This window comes from Algoriphagus vanfongensis DSM 17529 (genome assembly GCF_000429465.1).
GTDB classification, from domain to species: domain Bacteria; phylum Bacteroidota; class Bacteroidia; order Cytophagales; family Cyclobacteriaceae; genus Algoriphagus; species Algoriphagus vanfongensis.
On the sequence record NZ_AUBX01000009.1, the window covers coordinates 80,231 to 105,847 of the forward strand.

17 protein-coding genes and 1 pseudogene are annotated in these 25,617 nt (G+C 41.5%); 3 read left to right on the forward strand and 15 right to left on the reverse strand.

The genetic code is table 11. The features are described 5' to 3' along the window. Window positions 1-30: 30 nt before the first annotated feature. The 8 genes and pseudogenes from G460_RS21235 to G460_RS21240 form a co-directional block, all read right to left on the reverse strand. Window positions 31-4,020: a PAS domain-containing hybrid sensor histidine kinase/response regulator gene (locus G460_RS21235; RefSeq protein WP_084421127.1), complete on the reverse strand. Its 3,990-nt coding sequence runs from the start codon at window positions 4,018-4,020 to the stop codon at window positions 31-33. 119 nt (window positions 4,021-4,139) lie between these two features. Continuing rightward, window positions 4,140-5,699, reverse strand: a complete 1,560-nt coding sequence (locus G460_RS0101540; protein ID WP_026953716.1) for a purple acid phosphatase family protein — start codon at window positions 5,697-5,699, stop codon at window positions 4,140-4,142. A gap of 111 nt (window positions 5,700-5,810) precedes the next feature. After that, window positions 5,811-6,935: a carbon-nitrogen hydrolase family protein gene (locus G460_RS0101545; protein ID WP_026953717.1), complete on the reverse strand. Its 1,125-nt coding sequence runs from the start codon at window positions 6,933-6,935 to the stop codon at window positions 5,811-5,813. 128 nt (window positions 6,936-7,063) lie between these two features. Then, window positions 7,064-7,636, reverse strand: a complete 573-nt coding sequence (locus tag G460_RS0101550) for a TlpA family protein disulfide reductase (protein ID WP_026953718.1) — start codon at window positions 7,634-7,636, stop codon at window positions 7,064-7,066. Window positions 7,637-7,717: 81 nt separating this feature from the next. After that, window positions 7,718-8,281 carry a pentapeptide repeat-containing protein gene (locus G460_RS0101555; protein ID WP_026953719.1) on the reverse strand — a complete coding sequence of 188 codons (564 nt, stop codon included), beginning with the start codon at window positions 8,279-8,281 and terminating at the stop codon, window positions 7,718-7,720. A gap of 45 nt (window positions 8,282-8,326) precedes the next feature. Continuing rightward, a complete protein-coding gene (locus G460_RS0101560; protein ID WP_026953720.1) occupies window positions 8,327-10,210 on the reverse strand; it encodes a tetratricopeptide repeat-containing sensor histidine kinase in 1,884 nt (627 codons plus the stop codon). A 134-nt stretch (window positions 10,211-10,344) separates the two neighbouring features. Next, a complete protein-coding gene (locus G460_RS0101565; protein WP_026953721.1) occupies window positions 10,345-10,875 on the reverse strand; it encodes a GNAT family N-acetyltransferase in 531 nt (176 codons plus the stop codon). After that, window positions 10,872-11,373: pseudogene (locus G460_RS21240) on the reverse strand (VOC family protein). Before G460_RS21240 ends, G460_RS0101565 begins: the two are co-directional and overlap by 4 nt. Window positions 11,374-11,582: 209 nt before the next feature. On the opposite strand from G460_RS21240, the gene G460_RS0101575 reads away from it, so the two are divergent. Next, complete coding sequence (locus G460_RS0101575) at window positions 11,583-14,828, forward strand: UvrD-helicase domain-containing protein (protein ID WP_026953722.1); 3,246 nt, start codon at window positions 11,583-11,585, stop codon at window positions 14,826-14,828. Continuing rightward, window positions 14,825-17,662 carry a PD-(D/E)XK nuclease family protein gene (locus tag G460_RS0101580; protein ID WP_026953723.1) on the forward strand — a complete coding sequence of 946 codons (2,838 nt, stop codon included), beginning with the start codon at window positions 14,825-14,827 and terminating at the stop codon, window positions 17,660-17,662. Before G460_RS0101575 ends, G460_RS0101580 begins: the two co-directional genes overlap by 4 nt. A 592-nt stretch (window positions 17,663-18,254) precedes the next feature. Here the strand turns inward: G460_RS0101580 and G460_RS0101590 are convergent. The 6 genes from G460_RS0101590 to G460_RS0101615 all read right to left on the reverse strand — a co-directional run bounded on the left by G460_RS0101590 (window position 18,255) and on the right by G460_RS0101615 (window position 24,109). Beyond that, the gene (locus tag G460_RS0101590) at window positions 18,255-18,998 is read right to left on the reverse strand and encodes a hypothetical protein (RefSeq protein WP_026953724.1); all 744 of its coding nucleotides are present in this window, start codon (window positions 18,996-18,998) and stop codon (window positions 18,255-18,257) included. A 103-nt stretch (window positions 18,999-19,101) separates the two neighbouring features. After that, window positions 19,102-19,623 (reverse strand): hypothetical protein, encoded by a 522-nt coding sequence (locus G460_RS0101595; protein WP_026953725.1) that lies wholly within the window; start codon window positions 19,621-19,623, stop codon window positions 19,102-19,104. 148 nt (window positions 19,624-19,771) lie between these two features. Continuing rightward, window positions 19,772-21,613: an ATP-dependent nuclease gene (locus G460_RS0101600; protein WP_026953726.1), complete on the reverse strand. Its 1,842-nt coding sequence runs from the start codon at window positions 21,611-21,613 to the stop codon at window positions 19,772-19,774. Between the two features lie 166 nt (window positions 21,614-21,779). Next, window positions 21,780-22,619: a pPIWI-associating nuclease domain-containing protein gene (locus tag G460_RS0101605; RefSeq protein ID WP_026953727.1), complete on the reverse strand. Its 840-nt coding sequence runs from the start codon at window positions 22,617-22,619 to the stop codon at window positions 21,780-21,782. 149 nt (window positions 22,620-22,768) lie between these two features. Further along, window positions 22,769-23,374: a hypothetical protein gene (locus G460_RS0101610; RefSeq protein WP_035463732.1), complete on the reverse strand. Its 606-nt coding sequence runs from the start codon at window positions 23,372-23,374 to the stop codon at window positions 22,769-22,771. Between the two features lie 225 nt (window positions 23,375-23,599). After that, window positions 23,600-24,109: a RidA family protein gene (locus G460_RS0101615; protein WP_026953729.1), complete on the reverse strand. Its 510-nt coding sequence runs from the start codon at window positions 24,107-24,109 to the stop codon at window positions 23,600-23,602. Between the two features lie 68 nt (window positions 24,110-24,177). On the opposite strand from G460_RS0101615, the gene G460_RS0101620 reads away from it, so the two are divergent. After that, window positions 24,178-24,642 (forward strand): GNAT family N-acetyltransferase, encoded by a 465-nt coding sequence (locus G460_RS0101620; protein WP_026953730.1) that lies wholly within the window; start codon window positions 24,178-24,180, stop codon window positions 24,640-24,642. A 1-nt stretch (window position 24,643) separates the two neighbouring features. On the opposite strand, the gene G460_RS0101625 is transcribed toward G460_RS0101620, so the two are convergent. Further along, window positions 24,644-25,570, reverse strand: coding sequence for a hypothetical protein (locus G460_RS0101625; RefSeq protein WP_026953731.1), 927 nt, complete (start codon window positions 25,568-25,570; stop codon window positions 24,644-24,646). Window positions 25,571-25,617 lie beyond the last annotated feature (47 nt).

The following is a 25,617-nucleotide window of genomic DNA, read 5'->3' on the forward strand; positions in this document are numbered from 1 at the left end:
CCTCTGCTTTTATGGGACTGTCCTTAGTTTTTACATCAGCTTGAGTACGTAGTCTATTTCTTCAAGAATAGTATCTATCAACTGATCTACTTCTGGGCCTAAATCTTCGATATGCTCCAGTTCCTTGGACTGTCCAGCAAGAATTTCCATCCCAGAGCTGACTGCCGATCCATACAGTTTATGTCCCAGTTCTTTCAATTCCTTGAGGTTTTTAGACTTTTTGTTAGCCTCTAGGATTTGAATGGATTTTTTGAGTTCCTTCTGGATGATCTGAACGATCTGCTTGTGGAAATCTTCGTTTCCATCGGCATATGCTTTTAGTTTTTGGTCATCGTAATGCAGAACAGGTGATACTTCCTGCTCTTCTTGGTTTACGACACCTTCTGAATTTTCATTGGGATATAGCCATTTTTTCAGCAATTCCTGAATGGTGCTTTCTACTACAGGCTTGACCACAAAGTCGTCCATACCGATCGCTAGGCATTTCTCCTTTTCGCCTTTCACATTGCCAGCCGTGAGTGCGACAATAGGCACATGTTGGCAGGCAGGGATTTGGCGGATTAGCTGGGTGGCCTCATAGCCATTGATTTCTGGCATTTGCACATCCATAAGGATCAAGTCGGGGGTTTCTTCCTGACATCTGGCCAGAGCTTCTGCACCATTTTCTGCTTTGATCAGATTGATGTTTGGGAGACAGTTTTGTAGAATGGTCTCTGCCAAGAGCATGTTGATCGGATTGTCTTCTGCGATCAGGATTCTGAATGCTTGCTGATTCAAAGAAACTTCATCCGGTGATAGGGAAGGAGCTATTTGTTTTTCTGAAAGATGCGCCAGCGCATTGTAGAGTTCCTGGATTTTCAGAGGTTTGATCAGTCGGTATTTGACTCCCATTTCCTTGCAAGCGACGATGATTTTTTGATCATCTGATGAGCTGTGAAGTAGGAGAATAGGCATTTTTTCGCTATCATGTTGGAAACTATCCCGGATTTTCCGGATCGTCTCCAATCCATCCATATAAGGCATGTGATAGTCCATCAGCACGACATCGTAGGCTTTGCCACTAGCAAGTAGCTGCAGTGCTTCAAATCCATTTTCCGCCTCTGTCGTCTTGATATTTTTCAATCGAAGCATTTGATTGACGATGAGTCGGTTGTTATCATTGTCATCGACCACCAATACGTGCTTGATTTGCTCTAGACCGGTCCACTCGATCGGGTCACCCTGCTCGGAGTCAAAGGTGATGTCAAAAAAGAAAGTACTTCCCTTATCTAATTTTGATTCCAACTGAAGTTTGCTGCCCATTAGGCCCAGTAGCTTATTGGAAATCGTAAGGCCCAGACCAGTCCCTCCATACTTTTTGGTAGTACTGCTATCTTCCTGATTAAATGCTTCAAATATCTTTGCTTGCTTGTCTGGATGGATACCGATCCCAGTATCCCTCACAGCAAACCGGATTTTTGTCGACTTATCATGAACTTCCAAAGGCTCAATTTTCAGCTCAATTTCTCCTTTGTTGGTGAATTTGGCTGCATTTCCCAAGAGATTCACCAATACCTGCTTTAGTCTGACTGTATCAGTATGAATAAACCTTGGCAGTGTCGTGTCTACATTGAGTAGGAGTTCCAGTCCTTTCTTTTGGATCTGATAGGTGATGATGTCCGTCGCCTCAGAGGCCATCTGATAGAGATCGCTTTTCTCTATGTCCAGTTCCAGTTTTCCGGCTTCGATTTTTGAGAAATCCAAGATATCGTTGATGATACCTAGCAGAGCATTAGCAGACTGGTTGACGATGGTCAGGTATTGATTTTGAGTTTCGGTCAATTTGGTTTTCAGTACCAAATCGGTGAATCCGATTACCCCATTGAGTGGTGTACGGATTTCGTGGCTCATATTTGCCAAAAATTCGGATTTGGCCTTGCTGGCTTCTTCCGCGAGATCCTTTGCGATTCTGAGCTCCTCTTTTCGGCGCACCATACCGGTGACATTTTGGGTAAACATCATGATACCGCCAATCTCTCCGCCATGTACAAACCATGGCCTCATCTCCCAAGAGACAAACATCTCTTCTTGACTGGCGCCAAGGAGTACCCGCTGCTCTTGGTTGCTTTCTACCGCTCCTGCCAAGACTCGCTGATGTCTGGCAACAGACTCATCATTGATGTTTTCTTTGAAAAGATCGTAGTGATTTTGGCCAATGACCTCTCTGTCTTCCAGTTTGTATTCCTGGATCCATCGATTGCTCACTGCCAGGTAGGTCATGTCTTTGTCCAGCATGGCTACGGCAGCTGGTGCATGCTTCACAAAGGCTGTCAGTCGGCTTTTCTCATTGAAAAGCTCAATCTCTGTATTTCGCTTTTCCGTGATGTCGATAGCTATTCCCAAATACCCTGTGGTCACTTTGTTCAAATCTCGGATAGGAGTGACCACTAGTTCCACTGTTCGCTTTGCGCCATCTTTGCAGAGATAGGTCCAGTCTTTTTTCTCAGACCCTAATCTCTCAGCACGATCGACTAAGGCTTGGAATGGTGCTAGGATATGCCCGGTTTCTTTCTTCAATTCCGCTATTTGAGCTTCCACTTCTTCTTCGCAGTGGATCATGGCAGGGGTGTGGATGCCAATCATCTCTTCAGCTCGGTACCCCAGCATATTTTCTGCTCCTTTGTTGAAGACGGTAATGACCCCATTTACATCTGTAGCTATCACGCTGACTTCTGAGGAAGCGTCTATCACATCTGTCAGTAGTTTTTTTGCGTTTGCAGCTTCAATTTCTGCTTTTTTGGTGCTGTCTATATCTTGGAAAGTCCCAAATAAACGGATGGTTTTTCCATTTTCCTGAATAGCATTTCCTTTTGCCCTCACCCAGAGTTGGTTTCCTTTGGCAGTGACGATTTGGAGATCCTGATCCCAAGATTCACCCTTTTGAATAGCCAAATCAACGAGCTTGTTGATCTTATCCCGGCTTTCACCTTCTTTGTAGAAAAGAATGGCTTTTTCCAGTTTTGGAACAAAGTCATCTGCTACCTCGTGGATGATTTTGGTCATGGGTGTCCAGGAAAGCCGCTGATCCTGTAAGTCCAGTTCCCAGCCACCCACTCGGGCTACCAGTCCTGTCTCTTCCAGGAGACCTTTTGTTTCTTTCAAATCCTTCTCAAGCAGTGCTCTATCCGTGATGTCAATGGCATTGCCAATGACATAAGATTCGCCTTGTTGTGGATTGCTCAGTAGTGAATTGTTGTACAGCCACGTGAGTATTTTGCCGTTTTTGTGCTGGAAATACAACTGACCGGAATCCTGGCTTTTGGTCTTAATCCTCTCCAAATAGGCCTTGACTCCCAGATGATATTTTTCATCTTTCGGGATAAGGTCAAAAAGTGATCGGCCAATAATTTCCTCGACACCATAGCCAAGCATGGCTGCTCCTGATTTGTTGACGGTCAAAAATGTCCCGTCCAAATCATGGGTACACATCAGTCCCTGTGAGTTTTCAAAAAACTCCTTCAGCTTCGACTTGCTCTCTTTTAGCTCCTTTTTAAGGTTGGGGGACGTATTTGCCTGAAGTCGCTGGAGTTCCTGATTCTTGAGCAGATCTTCCTGAAGTTTTTGCGCTAGGAGATCAAGCGCTGTATTCTGGGAAGAATTCAACGAACTGTTTTTTCTGGAGAAAAATAGAATCCCAATGAAAGTTTCCTGCTTCTTCGATTTTATTGCGGCAAGTTTGACCAGCTGTAATGAATCCGCACTGATTTTTGGAAGTGCGTCTGAATCAAAAAATCCCTGCTTGTCTTGTTGATACTTCGAAGCAATGGCTTGCTCCAGAGTCTCCGTCAAATCGAGATTCCAAGTTGCCACTGGGGCTAATGTGTTTTGGTCTGAACTTACGAAAAGAATAGCAGGATCCTCGTAGAGGTAACTGGCAAGCTGGCAAGTGGACTGGAGTTCACTTTCTAATCCCTGTGTCAATAGAATAGAGTCATGACTCATACTTCCATTTTCCGCCAGGGGGAAAAATTTATATTTCATCTAAGGTAGGGTTCAACTAGTGGTGTAGCAGATTAAGCACCTGCAAATTAGGAAACTCTCACTAATTAAATAGAGGATAATAGATGAAAGGATGTCAGACTTTAAAAAATATGGAAGTTCTAGTCTTCTTGGAGGACTTTTCCTTGCGAATCTATGAGGATATTTTTCTCCTCTTCCCCCTTTTTCAGACGAATAGCAATTTCTATGGCTCCTTGTCTTTCTCTATAATTGACTCGCTCCACTTCAAATCCAGGGAATGCGGCTTCTACTTTGTCTTTGAGATTGTCAGGTAGAGGATCTTCATATGGAATGGTATTGTCAAATCTGTATTCCGGTCCCAAATCTTGTTTCAGTTCCACAAATTCATTACTGCCATTTTCTTGCTTATTGAGGATAAATGAATCATACAGTTCACCTACAGCTGTGAATGACTCAAATTTCAACTGGTTATTTTCGATGCTGATGACCTGAACGAGTTGGGTATTTTCTGCAGCTCGGTCTCTGATCGCTTCTTTTCCTTCCCATCCGTTTGGATTGAGTCCATACATTTTCCCTCCGCTGACGGAAACGACGTAGACCGTACCTGTTTGGTCCCGCATATTTAGCCCGTCCATGACGTTTTCTCCTGGAGAGACCCGTCCTCTGGCGTAGCTGTGATCATGTCCTTGAAGTGCCAGATCCACCTGATATTCATCAAAAATAGGTTTCCATAGCGCTCTTAGTTCTTCATTATCCCTGCCTGCCGATGCTGAGAAGAGGGGATGGTGATAGGATACTATGGTCCATTTTTTATCGTTTTCGCTCAGGATTTTTCTCAACCAGGTAGCTTGTATCTCATGATCCCGATTGCTATCCAAGAAAATCATCTTCGCATCTGCATAATCTACATAATAGACTGTTTCTTGCAGCGATTCAGGCCCATTGGAGGGAAGTGTAAACTGCGGTTTCCACTGGATTGACAGTTGTTTTCCTTCTTCTCTTTTTTCCTCCGAAAGGTAACCGTATTCATGGTTGCCTGGCACTGGGAGCGTCGGAAGCATGCTATGTATAAATCCTCCAGCCGTAAACCATTCGTGCCATTGTTGCTCATGGTGCGCATTATTGATCAAATCACCCGCATGAATGATGAAGTCCGCATCCGGCGCCTGTCTGTACCCTTCTCGGATCAGTCTAGCCCAGAGTTCCAAAATGTAATTTTGAGCATCTCCTACATATAAAAATGAAAATGCATCTTCTGGATTTGCGGAAGCAGTCTTGAACTGAAACCACTCCGACCAATGCTTTCCATCCCCGACGCGATAGCCATAGACCGTATTTGCCTTGAGTCCAGAGAAAGATACAGAATGATAGTTGGCTTGGATCTGCGAATCGCTAGCTGAAGATCCATCCAGCGTTGTGGTACTAGCCTGGTAAGTCTGGGCATTTCTCCAAAACTTCGGTGCTCCCGTAGCAGGAGCGATCTCTGCATAGGCGACAGTCACTTCAGGGCTTGTTCTCCAAGTCACAGCCATCTCCTGGCTGGGATTTTGTCCTGCATTGAGTACGATCCGGTCTGGATGGATTTCCGGTTGACTCCAATCAAACTGATATTTTGGTGCTTTGTAAACTCGAATATCCTGGGCGGTCAGAGTATGCGTCAAGAGACAAAATGCAATCAAAAAGAAAGTGTGAAATTTCATAGTTTGGAGAATTACAAGCTATGAAATTACTCTAAAGCCTTAAAAAAAGAAACCCTGCTATGGCTGGTGTTTGAATGCTAACAAATTGATAACCTTCTAGAAATAAATCTCCTAATAATGTAGGGACCAGATACCGCCTTCGACTGTGCTTTGTACAGACAGTGAGTCTCCTTCTATCAGGAATAGAGGTTGTTGGACTGTTTCATAATCCCAGAAATCACCTTTCAAAAACACACTCAGTGCTGCTTTTGCCCCTGTAGAATCAAATTGTTTGGCAAGACCAAGTTCTTTCCAGGCTTGCAGCTCAGTGTCGATTTTCACTGAATCGGGGAGGTCGAAGGTCGAAATATCACTTGGATTCCAAGCTTCTGAAAAGGGTTTTGAAATCAGAGAGGCAGGGTTGATGATCAACTCAATAGATTCAGACCTGACATAGCTTGGGTAATCAGCAAACCAGACATCTTTGCCCAAAGCAAGGTCTATTTTGGTGATGAAAGGAAGATCGAAAGATGAGTTGGATTCCTTGCCTGGAGCTAGATAGGAGCTATCTGAGAGAGCTATGGATTTTTTGAAAACCGGACCTTGGAGTAGTTCACCTTCCGGATCAAACACCAAGGAAATATTGTACAGCGGCTGCTCGAAATCCGTGAGCAATTGTCCATCTGAGACATAAGGTCCAGCGAGTGTGATGGATCCAGCTACCAAATGCACCTGATAAGTTTTTGCCAAAGTTGAGAAAGTTTGGAAATACACTTCGGACATGGCTTTGGATTTCATTCGGAGAATGGCAGCATGCTTGCGGTTTTGTTCCTCATCTGACTGTAGATATGCTACAGAAAAGTCAAAAATATTACTCAGCAGCAATATGTCTTCTACTTCCTTGTAGGTCGCTTTTTCTGCCAGCTTGTGTTTTTCTCCGGATAGAAAAAGTAAGGAGCCAATATGCTCTGGTAGGACTACTATAGTTTTGTATTTGATCAGTCCCTCACTTTTTGCTTTCTCCAGATAAAGCTCCAGCTTCCTAAAATACCGATCTTGAGTCAAATAATCCGCTACTTCCATCATCGGCTGGATAGCCACCACGTTTCGCTTGAGGCTGTCTGCTGGGTTGATGTCCTGAATCAGACTCAGGTTGATTTGTGGGTCTTCCAAGGGAGTATTTCTGCCCGAGTGTGACCAAATCAACCAAATTAAAATAATCAAAAGAATAAAACTGATGCCGAATCTTTTCAACATGTATGCTACTAGGTGGGTGAGTGTTCAGCCTACCTGAAAGGTAAACTGCATGCTTGCAAGATTCTAATATTAGTATTTTCCTCAGAAACTGAAAACCAAAAAGGGGATTTCGAACTTTCTTTAGGCTTTTATTGGTCCAGTAGAAAGTTTCTGAATTCATCTGTATTGAAATTGCTCATACCTTCTTGGTAGAAGACAATTTTTCCAGATGGGCTGATTACCAGAGTGGTAGGGATGGATTCGCTTTGCAGGCTAGAATTGAGTCCATAGCTGGCATGCGCAGTGGGGAAGGACCATGATTTACCTTCTAAAAATTTTTGACTTTTTTCTAGTTGATTATCTATCCCAATCATCAAAAACTCAATATTTGGCTCGTTTTTGAGACTTTTGTAAAGTTCAGAGATGTGGGGCATTTCGGCTCGGCATGGGCCACACCAAGATGCCCAGAGGTTAATAAAGAGCGTTTTTCCTCGATAATCCTCCAAATTGATTTCTTCTCCCTCAAAGCTGAGAAACCTTCCTCTATAGTCAAAATCTTCGTCAGTGCGGTCGGTAGGAGATAAGGATGGCGTAATCAATCCTGTAGATAACAAGACGGATTGAAGCGCTCCTTGAATCACTGGCAGGAGGCCAGTAAAATACAAAAAGGCAAAAAATGAGAGGATCAAGCCCCAGGATTTTATTTCTTTTTTCCAGTTCATACTTGGGTGGTGTTGCGCTGCAAAGTAAGGCCGTTGATCCTACTGGGCCAGTGATTTATGTTACAGGTTGGAGATGTTTGTTTACATATCGATCTTGATCCCATACTCCTCCAAGAGGCCCGGTAACCCTTGTAAATCGAATTTCGCTCCCTTGATTCTGTTAGATTCGGGATTGATGCGGTAGCCGACGGCAGCCCTGAAGTCTGCTTTTTCAAGATTGCTTTGATCAAATACTGCCCCGCTCAATTCAGAATCCCGGAAACTGGCTCCGCTCAGGTCAGTTTGTGAAAAATCCACTTCGAGCATCCTATTGCCATTGAAGACTGATTTTTTCAACTGAAGGTTGTAAAAACTGCAATAATCCAACTGGCAATTGAGGAAATTAAATTCGAGTAGGAAGGGATTGCAAGCATGGAAGTGAACTCCCAAAATTTTGCATTGCTCAAATTTCACTTGCTGAAATCCAACTTGGCTAACTTTGGCATTACTCAAGTCGCAATTTTTGAAATGGCAGTTTTCGAAACTGAACCCATAGAAATCAAATCCTGAAAAATCGATCCCCATAAATGTACATGAATCGTATTCTCCCACTGTAATTTCAGATTTGGAGATGTTTGTAAAGGTTTGATCTGCTAGGTATTGCATGAAATGGAATAAGGTAATAGTTGAAGGAGGGGGGATGCGAACGGCTTAATTCTGGCTGAGTTCCGGCTTTTGTACTTTTTCAAAGCTGAGAATGATTTCCGTGCCTTTGCCGATCTCGCTGTTGATTTGGATAGTTCCTTGGTTTTTGTCCATAAACTGACGGATCAAAAATAAGCCTAATCCCGTGCCCTGTTCTTTGTGGGTGCCGATCGTGGAGTTGACCCGGACTGATTCTGAGAAAATTTCCTTCAATTTTTCCTGACTGATGCCGATGCCTTCGTCCTGAATGTGAAGATGCGCATTGTTCTGATCTTCCCTCACCCAGATACGGATGGTGTCATTGGGGTTTGAAAACTTGATAGCGTTCTGGAGACAATTCTGCAGAATAATGCGCAATTGCTGCAAGTCCACGAGGATCCATGTGGATTCAGCAGCGAAGGAAGTTTCGATTTTGATGTTTTTAGATAGAATCTGATAATCCATCTGGCTGACTTGCTCGTCTACGATCTCGTGCAGATCGGTTTCAGATCTATTAGTCAGGATGCCATCCAGCTGCGCATGCGACCAGCGAAGTAGCTTTCGGAGCATGTCATCGGTATTGGCCACTTGCTTGATGAGCAGTTTTCTGGCATTTACTTGCTCCTCTGGATCCAGTGCGCCATGCTCTTCCAGTTCGAGGAGTTGTTTGATGGAGTTGATAGGCGCTTTCAGATCATGGGAAAGTATCGAAAAGAGTTTGTTTTTTTCCTCATTGATATTCTCCAGTTTTTGGTTTTGGGTCTGGATTTCCTGCTGTTTTTCAAGCAATTCTTTATTGATTTTTTCTTTTTGCTTGAGCAGTTTCCCATAGAGAACCAGCGCCAGCAGCAGAATCAATATGCTGATGGAAAGAACGATGGTGAATTTTCTATTGAAGGCAGCACTATTCTCGGTCAGCTCCATTTCATGTTTGAGACTTTGATTGTCTGAGTTGGCTAGCTGCAGCTGAAGGTAACTGATTTGAGCGTTTTTGTTTTCGTTGTAGAGACTGTCAGAAAAAGCCTTGTATTTTTTTGCAAAATGGAGGGCTTTGGCATTGTTTCCGAGTTCTTCATAGACTTCAGCCAGGATTCTTGAAACTCTCCCGTTGTCCCAAAAGCCTTTGGATTTGTTGGCATACTCTTCAGAAGTAAGTGCGTACTCAAGAGCTTGTTGAGGGTTTCCTTTGGCTAATTCTATTTCGGCTAGTCCGCTGTATGCAAACGTTTTGGCCCAATTGGTGATGGCTTTGGGATGGTTTAAAACTTTTCGATAAAAGGCTTCTGATTCGGTGAGCTTTCCCTCATCGAAATAGATTTTTCCAGCTCTATTGAGTGTCATCGAATACAGTACTCGGTCAGGATGCTGCTCCAAAAAGCTCAGAGCAGAATCGATCGATTGATGCGCCTGATCAAATTGCTTCAAGTCAGCTTCAGCAATGCTTCTGTTGAAGTAATTTCTCCCCAAGGCGTACGTGTCATTGATGGATCGATTGATCCGAATGCAGCGATTGAATATGTCAATCGACCTTTCCAGGTCATTTTGACTCATGTAGATCAGACCTCTTCCATTCAATGCGTAGCTCAGACCAGCTTTCTCTTGCGTGCGGTCAAAGATTTCGTTCGCTTTGGAGTAGTGCCGCATCGACTCGGCATAGTTGCCTCCGACGTAGTACACGGTCCCATAATAATTGGCTACCCAGCCGATTTTATTTTCATCTCCCGACTCATTCGCCAATGGGGCTGCTATGGCCAAATAATGCAAGGCACTATCTTGATTGGAATAGAGGTATTTTTCGCTGTTTTTCAATAAAGAATCCAAGCTCATCTCAGAAGCCATCAGACTGGACAGATTGAGTACTGAGAGGAAAAGAGTAAGGAATAAAATCAGGAAAAATGGAGGTTTGGACATAGGGTATGTCTAATGCGGATATTAAGGAACAGAAAGATAACCCACTCCCACCAAAAAATAAAAATTATCCAATCAATTTTCTGACCCAATCTGCTCAATAGTGCTTGATGTGACTTGGTTTAAATATTTGAATATTAAAGCTTTATTTGGTATACGCTAAATGGCTGTAAGCGCGTGTAGTTTTCCAATTCGCTATGATTAAAATCCTCCAAATAGTCCATTCCTATTTTTTGCATGACTCGGGTAGATGCAGTATTGGCTTTGGAAGCATAGGAGTATAATTTTTTCAAGCCAATTTTTCTTGCAAAATCTATACAGGCCAAAGCACCTTCTGTGGCGAGTCCTTGGTTCCAATAGGTCTTTTTAAATCTCCACCCGATGTCCACACAGGGAGTGAAGTTTGAGGTGAATGTTTTGCGGCCCATACCCAAAGTACCGGCTAACTCCCCTGTATCTAGATGATCCACAGCAAAGTAGCAAAAGCCATCTTTCTCAAAGTTGCTGTTCATCGTTTTCATCTTTTCCAAGCTTTCTTGCTTAGAAAAGGTTTTTTGGAAAAAATACATCACTTCCGGGTCCGAATTGATGGCGTGAAAAGCGTCCAAATCTCCTTCAGTCCAAGTGCGGAAACCTAAACGATCACTTTGGAAAAGATAATTTTTCATGGGCTCAGTTCTCTTAGTAAAGCATTCAAATCTAATCTCCTCGTATACATCGTCAATTGGCCATTTTCATCTTTAGGCCAATCTTCCTTCGGTCTATCCCAGTAGAGTTCCACTCCGTTTTCATCAGGATCATCTAGGTAGATCGCTTCGGAAACTCCGTGATCTGCTGCGCCTGTCAAAGGATAATTGGCGTCGACCAGCTGTTGAAATAGCTGTGCTAGATCTTTTCTACTTGGTAGCAGGATAGCCGTATGAAATAATCCAGCAGTGTTTTTGGGGGCAGGAGGTCCATCTTTGCTTTGCCAGGTGTTCAGACCAATATGATGGTGGTAGCCACCTGCTGAAATGAAAGGCTGCATCCTCTCCGTACATCATCATCAGCTCAAATCCCAATAAGCCACAATAAAAATCCAGAGAGCGTTGAAGGTTGCTGACTTTGAGGTGTACATGCCCAATCCGTGTCTGAGCTGGGATTTTGTAGGAGTTTTCTGTATTCATGGCAAAAAGAGCTGGCTATCTATCTAAGCGAAATTAGACTACCTAATGTTCAATTTCTTTAACTAAGATGCTAAAAAAATCCAGCAAAACCAGTTTTTCCGATGACCAGATGCCCTCCTGTAATTCGGTGTGACAATTTTTGTCAATATGCTTAGGGATAGCATTGATTGTGGTTATGCTTTTTTATCTTCGACACTTGAGCTAGACGCATGGACCAAAAACCATTCATACTATATAAATCATCAGCAGGATCAGGAAAAACATACACCCTGACTTTGGAATACCTCAAACTGGCCCTCCAAAAACCTCAAGTAGCATACAAGCAGATATTGGCTGTGACTTTTACCAACAAGGCTACTCAAGAGATGAAGGAGCGGATTCTAAAAGTGTTGGGAAGGCTAAGTGAAGAGGTGAGGGAGTCTGAACCCATGGATCAGGTGCTGATGGCTACATTGGGGCTGGATGCTGCGCAATTGCAAACACGGGCTAGGTTGGCTTTGCTACATATTCTTCACAATTACGGGCATTTTGCGGTCAGTACCATCGATTCCTTTTTTCAGCGAGTGATCCGTTCCTTTGCAAGAGAGATGGATTTGCAGGCCAAGTTTGATCTAGAACTGGATACGGATGCTGTGCTGGATAGGCTGGTAGATCGTATCGTGGAGAAAGTCAGCCAAGATGCAAGTCTCAAAAAATGGCTGGTAGAGTATGCTGAGGAGCAGATCGAAAATGAAAGATCCTGGGATATTCGTAATGGAATCAAAGGTCTCGGCAAGGAGATTTTTCAGGAACGATTCAAAGTTTACCGCCTTTTATTTCAAAAGAGTGTTGCTAATGAGGGGTTTTTGGGAGAATTCAGGAACTATATCCGCACCGAAAAATCCAAACTCATAGCAGAAGCAGAAGCGCTGCATAAGAGAGCTGAGGAACTTCGGATAGCACATGGATTGGAATGGACTGATTTTAAAGGTGGGAGCAGAAGTTTTGCCTTGCGTTTTGCACGAATGGGCGACCCACAAAATCCAATTCCCGATCTGACGGATACCATGCTGCGTGACCTTCCTGATCCAATGAATTGGTTTAAGAAAGGAGACAAAAAGGCTGCGGCTTTGGAAGCAGCTATCCATGCAGGACTGATGGATATTCTATTTAGCTGGCCAGAAAAAATGCGGCATTGGAATAGTCTGCAGGCACTTCATAAAAATCTCAATGCATTTGGAGTCTTTAGGGACTTGATTTTGGAACTTCGGGAACTCAAAGAAGAGGAAGGGATTCTGTTGATTTCTGATGTCAATGATTTTTTGCAAGAGATTACCAAGGACAATGAAGCTCCTTTTATCTATGAGAAAATTGGGAATCAGTACAGCAATTACCTCATCGATGAGTTTCAGGATACATCCGACTTTCAATGGACCAGCTTCAAGCCGCTCTTGCAAGAGTCTCTCGCTCAAAAAAACACGAATCTGCTTGTAGGAGATGTAAAGCAGTCGATCTACCGCTGGAGAGGAGGACGTTTGGAGTTGCTTTTGCAGGAGGTTCAAAGTCAAATACCGGAAAGCTACATCGAAGTCAAAAACCTGGAAACTAACTTCAGAAGTCTTCCCGGTATCATCCGTTTCAATAATTCCTTGTTTGATCGTCTTCCTGCCTTGATGCAAGAGGGGATGGTGGGGGAGTTTCAGTTAGCGCACAAAGGATTGCTGACTGATGCATTTCTGCAGTCTTCACAGCATATTCCTGAGCATAAGCTCAATTGGGATTTTCAAGGAAAAATCCAGGTTGGATTTACCCAAAAGCCATCTTCCCGATCGTATCAAAACTCAGAGGAAGAAGAAGAAATTGACGATTCTACGATTTTGGATCAGATTCCTCCGCTGCTGATGGAGCTTCAGGACAAAGGCTATCAGTTGAAAGATATAGCATTTCTGGTTCGGAAAAATTCTCAAGGTGCCGAAATCGCCGATTATTTGATGGCTTATGACCGAGATCATCCAGATTCTGGATATCGATTTGATGTACTGTCAGAGGAGTCTTTATTTCTCGACAAGTCAGCGGCTGTCAAGGCCTTGGTCGCTTTGTTTACCTATTTGAGTGATCCTGCTGACCGTGTTTCCTTGAAGACGACTTGGTATTATTATGCCTTACTTCATGACATACCGTTTTCTCATCAGCTCTTTCATAAGTTTAAAATGGTGCCTGAATTGAAAGCCAAAGAAGATGAGCTGAAAGCAAACTTGGCTCATTGGCTACAGATGCCTTTGCTGGAGCTGATTGAGGAAGCGATCAATTTCCTTGAATTGGCGCCATTGGAGACTGATCTGGCTTACATCTCCGGGTTCAAAGAAGCAGTTTTTGACTTTGTGAAAAAGAACCGGGCAGATCTAGTCGGGTTTTTAGATTGGTGGGAGGGCAACAAACACAAGCGCACTGTCAAGATTCCTGAGGATCACGATGCCATGCGGATTCTCACGATCCATAAGTCCAAAGGATTGCAGTTTAAAGTAGTGCTGATGCCTTACCTTGACTGGAAGATCGTCTCTTCTGGCTTAATGGCTCCGATTATCTGGTCTCCTTTTGCCACTGAGACGGGCTTGGAGACGGTCGTTCCACTTTCCCATAGTTCGACTTTGCAAAATTCTATTTTTTCCAATTTCTACGAAGACGAAATTCGATTGGCCTATTTGGACTCCCTCAATATGCTCTATGTAGCATTTACTAGAGCGGAAGAGATGATCTGGGCACATGCCAACTATACCGAAAACGCAAAAGGGCAGATCTCGATGAAATCTACCGGGAACCTTTTGTATCAGCTGTTTTCTGGTGGATTTAAAATTGCGGACTTCGGAGAGAGTCAAACTTGGAATAAGGAAGAAGCGAAATTTGAAGCAGGGCAGTGGCCAGAGGCCACGAAAGAAAAAACGGGTCATTCGACAATTGCTTCGGCTTTGAGATGGGAGATCATGGACTGGAGAGAGAAGCTGAAGACCAAAAAGATCGCTTGGGATTTTTCTGAAGCGGGCTTGCAGGCCAGATCCCAGCGGAAATTGGGAGTGTTGGTTCATGAGATTTTGGCAGCAGCCAAGACCCAAGCGGATACTTTTCAGCTGCTACAGCAGTATACTTTTGAAGGTCGATTGGATCAAGAAACAGCAGATGCAGTAGGTGAGCGCTTGACACAGCTTTTTGAGATGCCGCTGGTTCAATCTTGGTTTGGGACAGACTACAGGACGCTTGCCGAACAAGGGATTCTGCTGCCTGGAGGTTCTCAAAAACGACCCGATAGAATCTTGCTCGGAGCTCAGGAAAACCTCGTCATAGATTTTAAAACTGGTGAAAAATATCCTTCTCATCGAAGGCAAGTCGAAGAATACATGGAGCTCGTGCAGCAGCTCAATCAAAAGCCCGTCAAAGGCTTTCTATGCTACCTCGAACCGACAGAAATCGTAGAATTATGAATCCATTTTTGAAAGAAACAGCCCAGAAGATTTTGGATTCTACACATGATTTGCAAAATCTGGTATTAGTTCTTCCCAATCGACGGGCGGGGTTATTTATGACTCGATACATGGGAGAGTTGATCGACCGACCTGTTTGGATGCCGGAAGTCAAGACCATTGAGCAAGTGTTTTATGGCCTAGCTGGTCAAAGTCCCGCTGATGATCTGACTCTGATTTTTGAGCTATACGAGCTCTATGCGCAGATTCAGCAGGATCCAGAGGATTTTGATAGATTTTATTTTTGGGGAGAATTGATCTTGAAAGACTTCAATGATCTGGATCAGTTTCTGGCTCCAGCCAAGACGGTCTATCAAAATCTTGCTGAAATCAAGGAATTTGAATCAGACTTGAGTTTTTTGACAGAAGATCAGAAAGAACTGATTTCGCAGTTCTGGAAAGCTTTTGAGCGACAAAATGACCAAGAAAAGGAAAAGTTTCTTCGCTTTTGGCAGATCTTGGGACGACTGTATGGAGACTTTCAGCATCGATTGAAAACGGCAGGATTGGCCTATTCGGGCCAGTTGTATCGCCAAGTCGCAGAGAATCTAAGCGCGATCAGCAAACCTGATCAGCATTATGTGTTTGTGGGTTTCAATGCCTTTACGTTGACGGAGGAAAAGCTCATCGGGCATTTTGTAGAATCTTTTGGAGCGGAGATCTACTGGGATCTGGATAGCTATTATTTGTCAGACGATATGCAGGAGGCGGGTTTGTTTTTCAGGGACTACCAGCGTGATCCTGTTGTTGGAAAGACATTTCCTGAGATCATCCCAGATCAGATCAGGAATAAAAAAGACAAAATTCAGGTGCATGCCATTCCTCTGAAAACCAATCAGGCCAATTTGGTAGGGAAGCTCCTGGAAGACTTGCCAGATCATGAAAAGTTGGAAGAGACGGTGATCATTTTGCCGGATGAGCAGTTGCTCTTTCCGGTACTCCATTCGCTGCCGCCGCAGATAGACAAGCTGAATGTGACCATGGGATACCCTGTCCGCAATGCACCAATCTATGCTTTTTTGGATGCTGTATTGGATTTGCAGCGTCATGCCAAGGTACATGCAAGTGGGATTTCCTTTTATCACAAGCCGGTGATGGATTTGATGACATTTCCATTTTTGACAAGTGCAGATGAGGGGCATTTCAGAGCACTTTCTGATCGGATCAAAAAGGAAAATCTTCTAGAAATCCCTCAGGAAGAACTCTGGGGGCAATCTCAAATCGCCCGTTTGATCTTTCAAAAGGTAGAAACCAAAGATATATTTGACTATTTGAGTGAGCTGATCCGCCTGCTTGCAGAAGAGCTTTCGCAGGATGAGGTTCAGCGGAGTTATTTGTTTCAGGCTTTCAAGCAGCTCAATAGATTACAAGAAATCTTCCAGCATGGCAACGGAAAACCCTTGCAGATGGATTTTGTGCTGAAGCTTTTTCGGCAGATTTTCAGAGAGCTCAAGCTTCCTTTCGAAGGGGAACCACTTCAGGGATTGCAGCTCATGGGTGTGTTGGAATCGAGAAACTTGGATTTTCGCAGGGTGATCATCTGTGATCTTAATGAGGGGAGTTTTCCTCCCGGAGGTGGGATCAACTCCATGATTCCTTTCAATCTCCGTAGAGCCTTTGGGCTGCCTGTTCAGGAGCAAAATGACGCCATTTATGCCTACACATTTTATCGCTTGCTCCATCGGGCAGAAGAGGTGCACCTGATCTATACCACTTCTGCTGAGCAGGGGAAAGCCGGTGAAATGAGTCGATTTATCCAGCAGATGCAAGTGGAGCTGGGGATTTCGGAGCCCAAAGTAGCCTTTGTCCCAGTAGGAATGACACCCTCCAAGGAGATTCGAATAGCCAAGAGCCAAGAGGTGCTGGCTGATATGGGACATTTCCTAAAGAATGCAGATCCTCTGCATCAGACGAGGCCTCTTTCGGCTTCTGCGCTGAATATGTATTTGGATTGCCAGTTGAAATTTTACTTCCGATATGTGGCAGGTCTGAAAGAAAAAGAAGAGGTCATCACGGAGGTAGATCCTTCTACTTTTGGGACGATTTTGCACAGAGCCATCGAGTTGCTCTACATGCCGCAGGAGTCGTCAAACTCCAGGAGGATTGATAGTCATGCGATCGAGCGTTTGCTTCCTCAGGTGCCTCAGGCGGTGGATGATGCTATTCGTGAGTTTTACAAAGTCGAAGAAGGAAAATCCATGGACTATTCCGGTCAATTGCAGATAGCTCGGGAGGTGTTTATCAAATATCTCAAAGCTATCCTTCAGTATGATCAGAAAAATGGAGCATTTGAGGTTTTGGGGGCGGAAATGGACGTCTCAGCCGAGATGGAACTGGACTTAGAAGGAGAAAAAGTGCTCGTGGCAATGACCGGATTTATTGATCGGGTGGACCAAAAGGATGGAGTAGTCCGCTTGATTGACTATAAAACAGGCAAGGATAATAAAAATGTGAAATCGATCGCCTCTCTCTTTGATCGGGAAGAAAAAAGCCGAAATAAAGCGGCCATGCAGACATTGTTGTATGCCTATTTTTTCAAAGTAAAGCATCCCGAAATCAAAAAGCCTCTTAAGCCTGGGATATTCAATATCAAGGAAATTTACAATTCCTCCTTCAATCCATTTTTGAAAATGGAAAAGGAAGAAATTGCTGACTTTCATGCAGTAGAGGAGGAGTTTATGGCCGGAATCAGGTCTTTGATCGGGGAAATCTTTGATACAAATGAGGATTTTAAGCAAACCGAAGATTTGAAAAAATGCGAATACTGCTCGTTTAAGGAGATTTGCGGGAGGTAGAATTTAGAGAGAAGAGATTGGCGAATAGAGATTCACTGTTTGAGTTTGGAGATTAAGAGAAAAGAGAGTTGAGATCCATTTGAAGCGATGAACTCTCTTGCCTGATTTACCCTTTCAGTTCAATTAGTTCGACCCCTTCAGGGTCGTGGGGGTATGTGTTGGTTTTTTCCCATGGGTTGCACCCATGGTTATTAATGGTTTGATCCCTTCAGGGTCATGTGCCTGATCAAAATGAAATAAGAGTCTTTGGTAAACAAGTGGTTTTTAATGCATAGATGGACCACAAAGTGGTCGAACCTTCAATAACCCCGAGTGAGGAGGAACGACGAAACTCGGGGTAAAGAGGTCTCAGCCTCCCAGCGCTGGCCGAGAGTTGAACTTTTTAGACAAGACTTTTTGCCAGCAAGATGGAAAGGAGATGATTGACGGAAAGGTGGGTAGAATAAGAGAATTGAGAGTGGAGAAATTGGACCTTAAATGCCAAGAAACCCTTTGATTTCGATACTTTCTTGGAGTGGTGGAATTTGCAATCTCCCCGAAAATATCATATCAACCAAAACCTCATTCATCTTTAGTACAAGTTAGGGACCGGTTAATTCTTTTTTCCAAATCTAACCAGTAATTCGAAGAGGTAGATGTCAACAGCCAGCGGAATCATGTTTTGCCAACTTTCATAATCTTGTTCAGTAAGGTTGTTCAAATATCCATCAGCAAGTATAGCTGGTGAAACATCTAATCCTTGCCTCTTGAGTTGGCAATACGCAATGACGTTTTTATCTGCGTTCAGAGATTTGGATAGGCTATAGAGGAAAAGTCCATTCTCGTTCGGATAAGGCCTAGTTCTGATGTACTCTTGAAGTTCTTCTTCTTTCTTTTGGTTTAAAAGTTTCTGCTTCTCCGAAAGTTTGATTGTGTCAATCGGGAAAATATCTTCAAAATCATCTTCAATCTCAGACAAATCAATAGTACCTGGTTCTGGCTCAGGAAGGTATTGGCCCATATCATAGACTGACTTGTAATCCTCTGTTTGGTAGAGGTAGATATCTTGTCTGAGTCCAGAATATTCAATTTCTGCCAGTAGCCTAACTGCATTTAAACTATCAAAAGTTAGATTTAAGCTGTCCTTAAGGATTTGATTCAAAAGTTCGCTTGTTCGTGCTCCTACGCTTGTTTTTTGGGGGAAATTAAGGGTTAAGAAGTGCTCATAAGATTCCATTAGCAATTTGAAACTTTTGGCTTTCTTAGGCCCGAGTTCCTTGTAAAAGATTTCCTGTTCGGTTTGTTTACTTGAACAACCGAAGATGAGAAGTAGAGAAAAAATCAATGCATTTCTCATATGTTATAAAAGCTTCTAGAGTTATGGAACTTTGGACGGTGACGGCAAAGTGGGTCGAGTTAACTTTAATCGAAAACAGTTATTTATAGAAATCTAAAAACCCCTAACAAGGACTCCAATAATGGAATTCTATTAATTTCCCTTTATGGAAAAGGAAATAGAATCCATCATCTTGATTTTTAAATTGACCTCCTAGATGGAATAAATCTTCTTCTTCTCTTCCCTTAATTTGAATTGGTTCAGCTGATTTTTCCAAAAAATGTTCTACTTCTTCTTGGCTACTTTTTCCACTGAATTCTGCCTCCTTGTAATAGCTCCATTTCATTTCGCCTGCCGGATCAAATCGAACCATATCGACGAAATAGACTCCTTCAGCGTTCCCAATCCATGTTAGTTGTTGATAGTTCAACTTAAAAAATCTAGTGCCCTGCTCCTCATTTGAAAAGAAGCCACATTCATAGTCCGTGGGGCTGTGCTTTGTTACGCCATATTTTTCAAAAATACTTGTCACTCCCTGTTGCCTAATGGACAAGCCATCTACAAAAATGTACGCCGGTTCTAAACTTTTTTCTTCTTGAAAGAATGAAGAAAACAAGCTGAGGATAAGTAGAAAAATTGGTGTCATATTTTAAAAATTAACGGTCTCGTGTATGAGTAGTAGCGGTTTTTTACTCGCTAACTTTTCAGTTTTGCACTGACCCTTTGATTTATATTTTATATTTCGTTTTATCACTTAAACCGCTATTACTTATACACATTGTTGTGGCTCGTTATTATATCTCAATTTTAGATGGATTAGTATCCTCATTAAATTCGTAAATTATCTCACCCAATTCCCAATTGTCAAATATTTTTAGTTTACAAGAATAACCAACCTCTTTTATTTCAAAACTTTCTATTGCTAAGACTCTAGAAATTGCTTTCCATTCATTACCCAAATAGTTAATTATAGATTCTTTAGAATTAAAAGATTTATTGTTAGCTCCCTTTTGAATATTAAAAATTAGGTCAGATAATAGGTTTTTTATTTGCACTTTATAATCAATTTTACTAGACGAAGGAAAGTCAAGCAATATCTCATATAAACCATTATATCTAGATTTTAATTCGGAATCATTTAACTGATTGATTATCTGAAGTTCATCCTCTAGAGTTTTCCTTTTTAAGTCTTCTTGAATTTTATATTTATTTCCTTGATAAGAAGGAAAATAGTTTTCAAGTGCTCCATTTGATAATAAATAGACGTGATTCTTTTTCAATGAGTTAATTAGACTATCTATTTTGGATTTTATAAAAATGAGTGACCTGTTTTCTATGAAGTCTTGAAATGAATCTTTATTAGTGTTCAATTGAATTAAAAAAGCTGTTCTAGCTTTTTTCCAAGAATCAGAATTATTTTCTGCTAAAGATTTGACAATGAACTCTTTTAAATCAGATAAGCTTTCAGGCACTTCATTATCTCTGATTTTTTCAATATGTTGTTTCAAATTTCGTTCAAGGTCAGTAACAGCACTTTGGAAGTTCTCACCTGCTCCAATAGAACTTAAATAGTCTTTTATCAAATCAGAAGTGTCAGCACCTTTCCTTAGTTTATAAGTAAATAAGCTATCTAAATCGAATACATAATATGACTGTTTTCCTAAATACTCAGATAAATAAAAATAATTCACTATCTGATTGTTGCCACCAACATCAATAATACAACTTCCCGCACCTTCAAAAGAGACACCTCTTTTGTTTTGTATCGAGTGAAAAAATATAGAGTCAAAAATACCTTCAACAAAAATCGGACTATCTGCAAAGAATAATTGCTTGTGATGTACGTTTAATTGAGAAATCAAATTTTCAAATTGAGCCAATTTTTCATCCCCAAGATTCATTAAATGAGCAGGCACATCAAATTTAGTATTAAAGGAAATAATTGATTTTAAATCTTCTAAATCTTTTATATCAAGAATGAATGGGGAATGCGTAATTAAAACAACATTTTTCTTTCGATATTTTTCATTTTTAACTACTCGTCTAATTTCTTGAATAAGATATGATTGAAACTGCGGATGTAAGTTTAATTCAGGTTCATCAATAATTAATGATTCGTACTGGTCATCATACAAATGAGTCAGTAAAATCAGTAATTCTTTAATTCCGTGACATTCTTCTTTATGTAGTTTATATGATTTTTCAGTATCTCTGTTATAAGCTATAGGTTGTAACCTTCCACTATCCCATTCCATTCGAATCTCTCGGTTTAAAAGCTGTGAAAGAGTTGCTTCTATTTGTATTCTTAAATCATATTTTTCTTCAAGTAAAACAAAAGCATCAATACCGTAACCAAGTTTTGTACTGCTTGTAATATATTGCCCAAATTGCTCCTTATTAAAGCCTTTTTCAAATGTATCATTACCAAAAATAGTATCATAACCTTTATGATTTGCTGACATTCCTGATAATCTATCCGCACTTAAAGTTCTACAATTTGGAAGGTGTTGGCTTAATTTTTCTGCAAACCTTGTTTTTCCTGAGCCATTTGGTCCGACTAAAAACATAAGATTAGGAATTTTTTCAAATTCTATCGTTTTATTCTCCCAAGGAATTGGTAATTGGATTTCTATCATTTATTCGATTGTCATTTTTAATGAGCCACAACGTTCCGGCGCTTGGCGAGGTTGCGAGCTTCGGAACGGTATATTTTCTGTTAAAGATAAAATTTCTTGCGAAACGTAACTTGATTTAACCACAAAACTCGCAATCTCGCCAAACTCATGTTAGCTGATGTAATAATTATTCATACCAATCGTCCGTATTAACTTTATATGATTCAATTTCAGGTTTTGATTTTTTTAAATTTTTAGATAATTTAATTTTGAACTTTACATCAAATGGGAATGAAGTATTTAATTGAGCTCCAATGTCTCTCTCAACATCTTTATCAGAACCATATTGAAGTAGAAAATCTATACTTCCGTTTGCCTCTACATAAATGAATTCACTTTCAAGTCTTACGATATGAAATTGTTCAATATCTACATCCTCAACCCAATGATGAGTAGATAAAATATCTACTTCGTCACTTACTTCAAAAATTACTTTCTCCATTAACTCTTCTGAAAGTAACTCTTCAAGGTTATTAATTATCGTTTCTCTTGTTTCACTTATTAACTCTGCAAAATTTATGAACGCACTTATAATTTCTTTTACGTGCTTTTTTTTGTCTTCTTCTGATAATTCAAATGTATCTTCATTTATGTGTGTAAACTTACTTAATGTTGTTATAGCTTTAACTACATCCTTTTTTACGTCGTTTAATTGTTCAAGTGGTATGCACTCTCTATCCAAAAATCTATCTTGTAAACCTTCTTGAATTGCATATTTAATTCTTTCGCCTCTTGTAATAACATCTTTTTCTCCACTCTCATTTTTATACCATACAGTATTCTTAACTTCCTCGTCAGGTGCTAATGACTTTAAAAAATGACGAGATAATTCTCTTATACTATAAGCGAAGTTGCTGAATCTTAATTTTGAATCAGACTTTAAATTTTCTGCGCAAGCATCTAGTAATTGATGTTGAAAATTATTCTTCAATAAAGGTCTGATTTTTTCTAGGTCGAGTGGTGTCATATTATATCAGCTAACGGTCTCGTATAACCGTCCGTTACGGGATTAAAGTTACTAATTTTCGGTTAAGAACTGGCGTTAGCAATTCCGAGTGGATTCGGACGTAGTCGAATCCGCCGTAATTGCGGTTATACATTGTTGTAGTGCGTTTTTTATTCCTTTTTTCCATATTTCGGTGGAAATTTTTCCTTTCCGTAAATCCAAAGAAATTTGTCAATCTCTTTTAGGTTGTGTTTTGTCAATCCGTAATATTCTGAAAAGTCCGAGATGATTTTTCTAAATCTCTCAAAGTTTTTTAAATCAGCAGTTTTGAAATCCGAAAATTTGTCTTTCCGTTTATAAGCTAATAATACTTTTTCCACGAAACTGTCATAAATAGCATAACTCTCTTGATTATGCCAATTGCAATATTTTGTAGCGAAAGAATAAAAATTCAGTTCTGTATTGTTTCTTTTTGTCCGAATTCCGTGTCCTTTTGCGATTTGATGAACGACTTTAGCATCTCCTTTTTTTAGTCCTTTGTCGATATTCTGTTCCAAAATATGTTCAGCCATTTTGAAAGTTCCAAGTATGTTCGTGCTGTATATATCATTTATCACGCTGATTTTTAATAGAATGTCTTCAATATTGTCATTTTTAGGGAAAGCTCTAAATAACTTGATAATAGCATCATCGGCTGGTTTATATCTCTTATCTCGGTTGAATTTTTCGATATAAAAGTCCAATAATTTATTTGTCGGTTTATCTAATTCTGCCATTTTTCTCAAATGCACTACAACTTATTTATAGTCGCCATTTTATGGCGTTTAGTATTCCAATTTGGGTAGATAGTCGCCATAAATCCGTAAATCTTTGACTTCTATATTTTTTTTGCAAATCATCGAAAGGAGGTTGATGCTTTGTTATTTTGAGTGTCCTAACCCCGAGTTGATTACGCAAAAATTATTTGGTCTAAATCTCCAATAGCTATCCAAATCCAAAAATCAATCATATAACTCCACGATCACCTCGATCTCTACAGCCATATTATTGGGTAGGGCAGCTACCCCGACAGCTGATCGGGCATGTTTTCCTTTTTCTCCAAATACCTCGACCATCAGATCGGAAAAGCCATTGATCACCGCTGGCTGAGCAGTGAACTCAGGATCTGAGTTGACCATACCCAGGACTTTGACGAATTGTTTGATTTTACTTAAGTCTCCCGTGGCTTTTTGGAGTACGGCGATCACTTCCAGACCTGTTTCGCGCGCCGCTTGATAGCCTTGTTCGGTACTTAGATCGCTGCCCACTTTCCCAAAGACATCAGGACCTGTACCGGCTAGATATAGAACATTGCCTACTTGCCTCCATTTGACATAGTTAGCGATAGGAGCAGTGATTTCGGGTAGTTCTAGTCCCAGTTCTTTGAGTTTTGCCTCTGGACTTTGTGATTGAGAAAATGAGATTTGTCTGAAGCCAAGGATGAAAAAAGTTAAAATCAGAAAGTTTTTCATTGGAATATTGCTTGTGTCCAACTAATCTAGTAGAATATTTTGAATTCCCCGATACTGACTTTCTCACCATGCACAAAATAGAGATTTTGCCCTATTCAGAGACGCTCAAGCCTTACTTTGATTCCATCAACAGGGCTTGGGTAGAGGAGTTGTTTTCCATAGAGCCTTTTGATCAGCAGCAGCTGGAAAACCCGGAACAGTATGTCTTGGAAAAAGGAGGGCGGATTATCTTTGCGAGTTTGGACGGGGAGATAGTCGGCACGGTGGGTCTGGCAAAGGTCGATGAGCAGACCTATGAAATGATCAAAATGGGCGTGGCAAAATCTGCGCAAGGCAAAGGAGTCGGGATGGTGCTGGGCAAGGCTATCCTGCAAGAAGCGAAAGAGATGGGAGCTCAAAAGGTTATCTTATACACCCATTCCAAGTTGCAGGCCGCATTGAAAATCTACGAGAAACTCGGGTTTCAGGAAGTTCAGGTTTGCAGCGACAAGTATCAGCGATGTGATTTGGCGATGGAGCTGCTGCTGGAGTAGCTTACCAGAATCTGAATGCCTTCTCGTTTACTCTGTTTCGGAAAATCCAGTTGTCAAAGATATCCCTGGACATGTGGATTTCCACTCCTACATTGACAGTCATGTAGCCGTCGTAGCGGTGAGTCAATCCAGATCCTCGTCGTATTCTGCCTCCATTTGCCAGGATTTTTTGCACATCAGGAAGTCCATTGTCATCTAGGAAATTGGGATTGCGGATGGCCAGTCGCAGACGATCGGGATTGTTGCCGGTCACATAGTCATCGACCAGATCAAGGTAAAACTCACTGACATTGTAGGCCGAGATATCATCCATGTAATCGGTGAGAGTAAAGCGATAGTTGCCTTCAAAAATCAGGTCCATGTACACATTCAGCTTGTACTTGAATCCCAAACCCATCGGGAAAACCATGATAAATTTTTCATAGGGGTTGTTTTCCAGTTGCAAGGGTCTCAAGTCCACCCAGCTGCCATCCAGCTTCGCTTCAGGATTGTTGGTAGACATGCCCAAGCCAAAGAAAATGTACGGATTCCACAGAGGACGGTGGATATTAGGCACTTTTACCGGATAGAGGTAATACTCGACGATGCCGAGCATTTCCCAGTTTTGCGCCCGAAAGTGCAAATCTCTCGGAGTCCGATAAGCCCTCGGGTCGGAGGGAGGATCTTGGCCTGACATCTTGATGTATGAAAATTCTCCCCTTGCCCGGAGATTGGTCCCAAAGGTGTAATGAAAACCAATATTGGCATTCCAGTCGGGCTGGACCCCTTCACTATATTTCCAAAAGGAATACAATTCTCCGAAATATTGGGTGGCGCCCAGACTGGCAGAGACAGACCAAGGTTCTTCAAAGCGGTAGCGGTAGAAGCTTTGCGCAAAGCCTTCCTGAAGTAGGAATACTAAAAGAAAAACAAGTAAAATTCGCTTCATTCTGGCTTTGTGTGGTGACCCAAACTTTTCGAAAAATAGGTTTTATT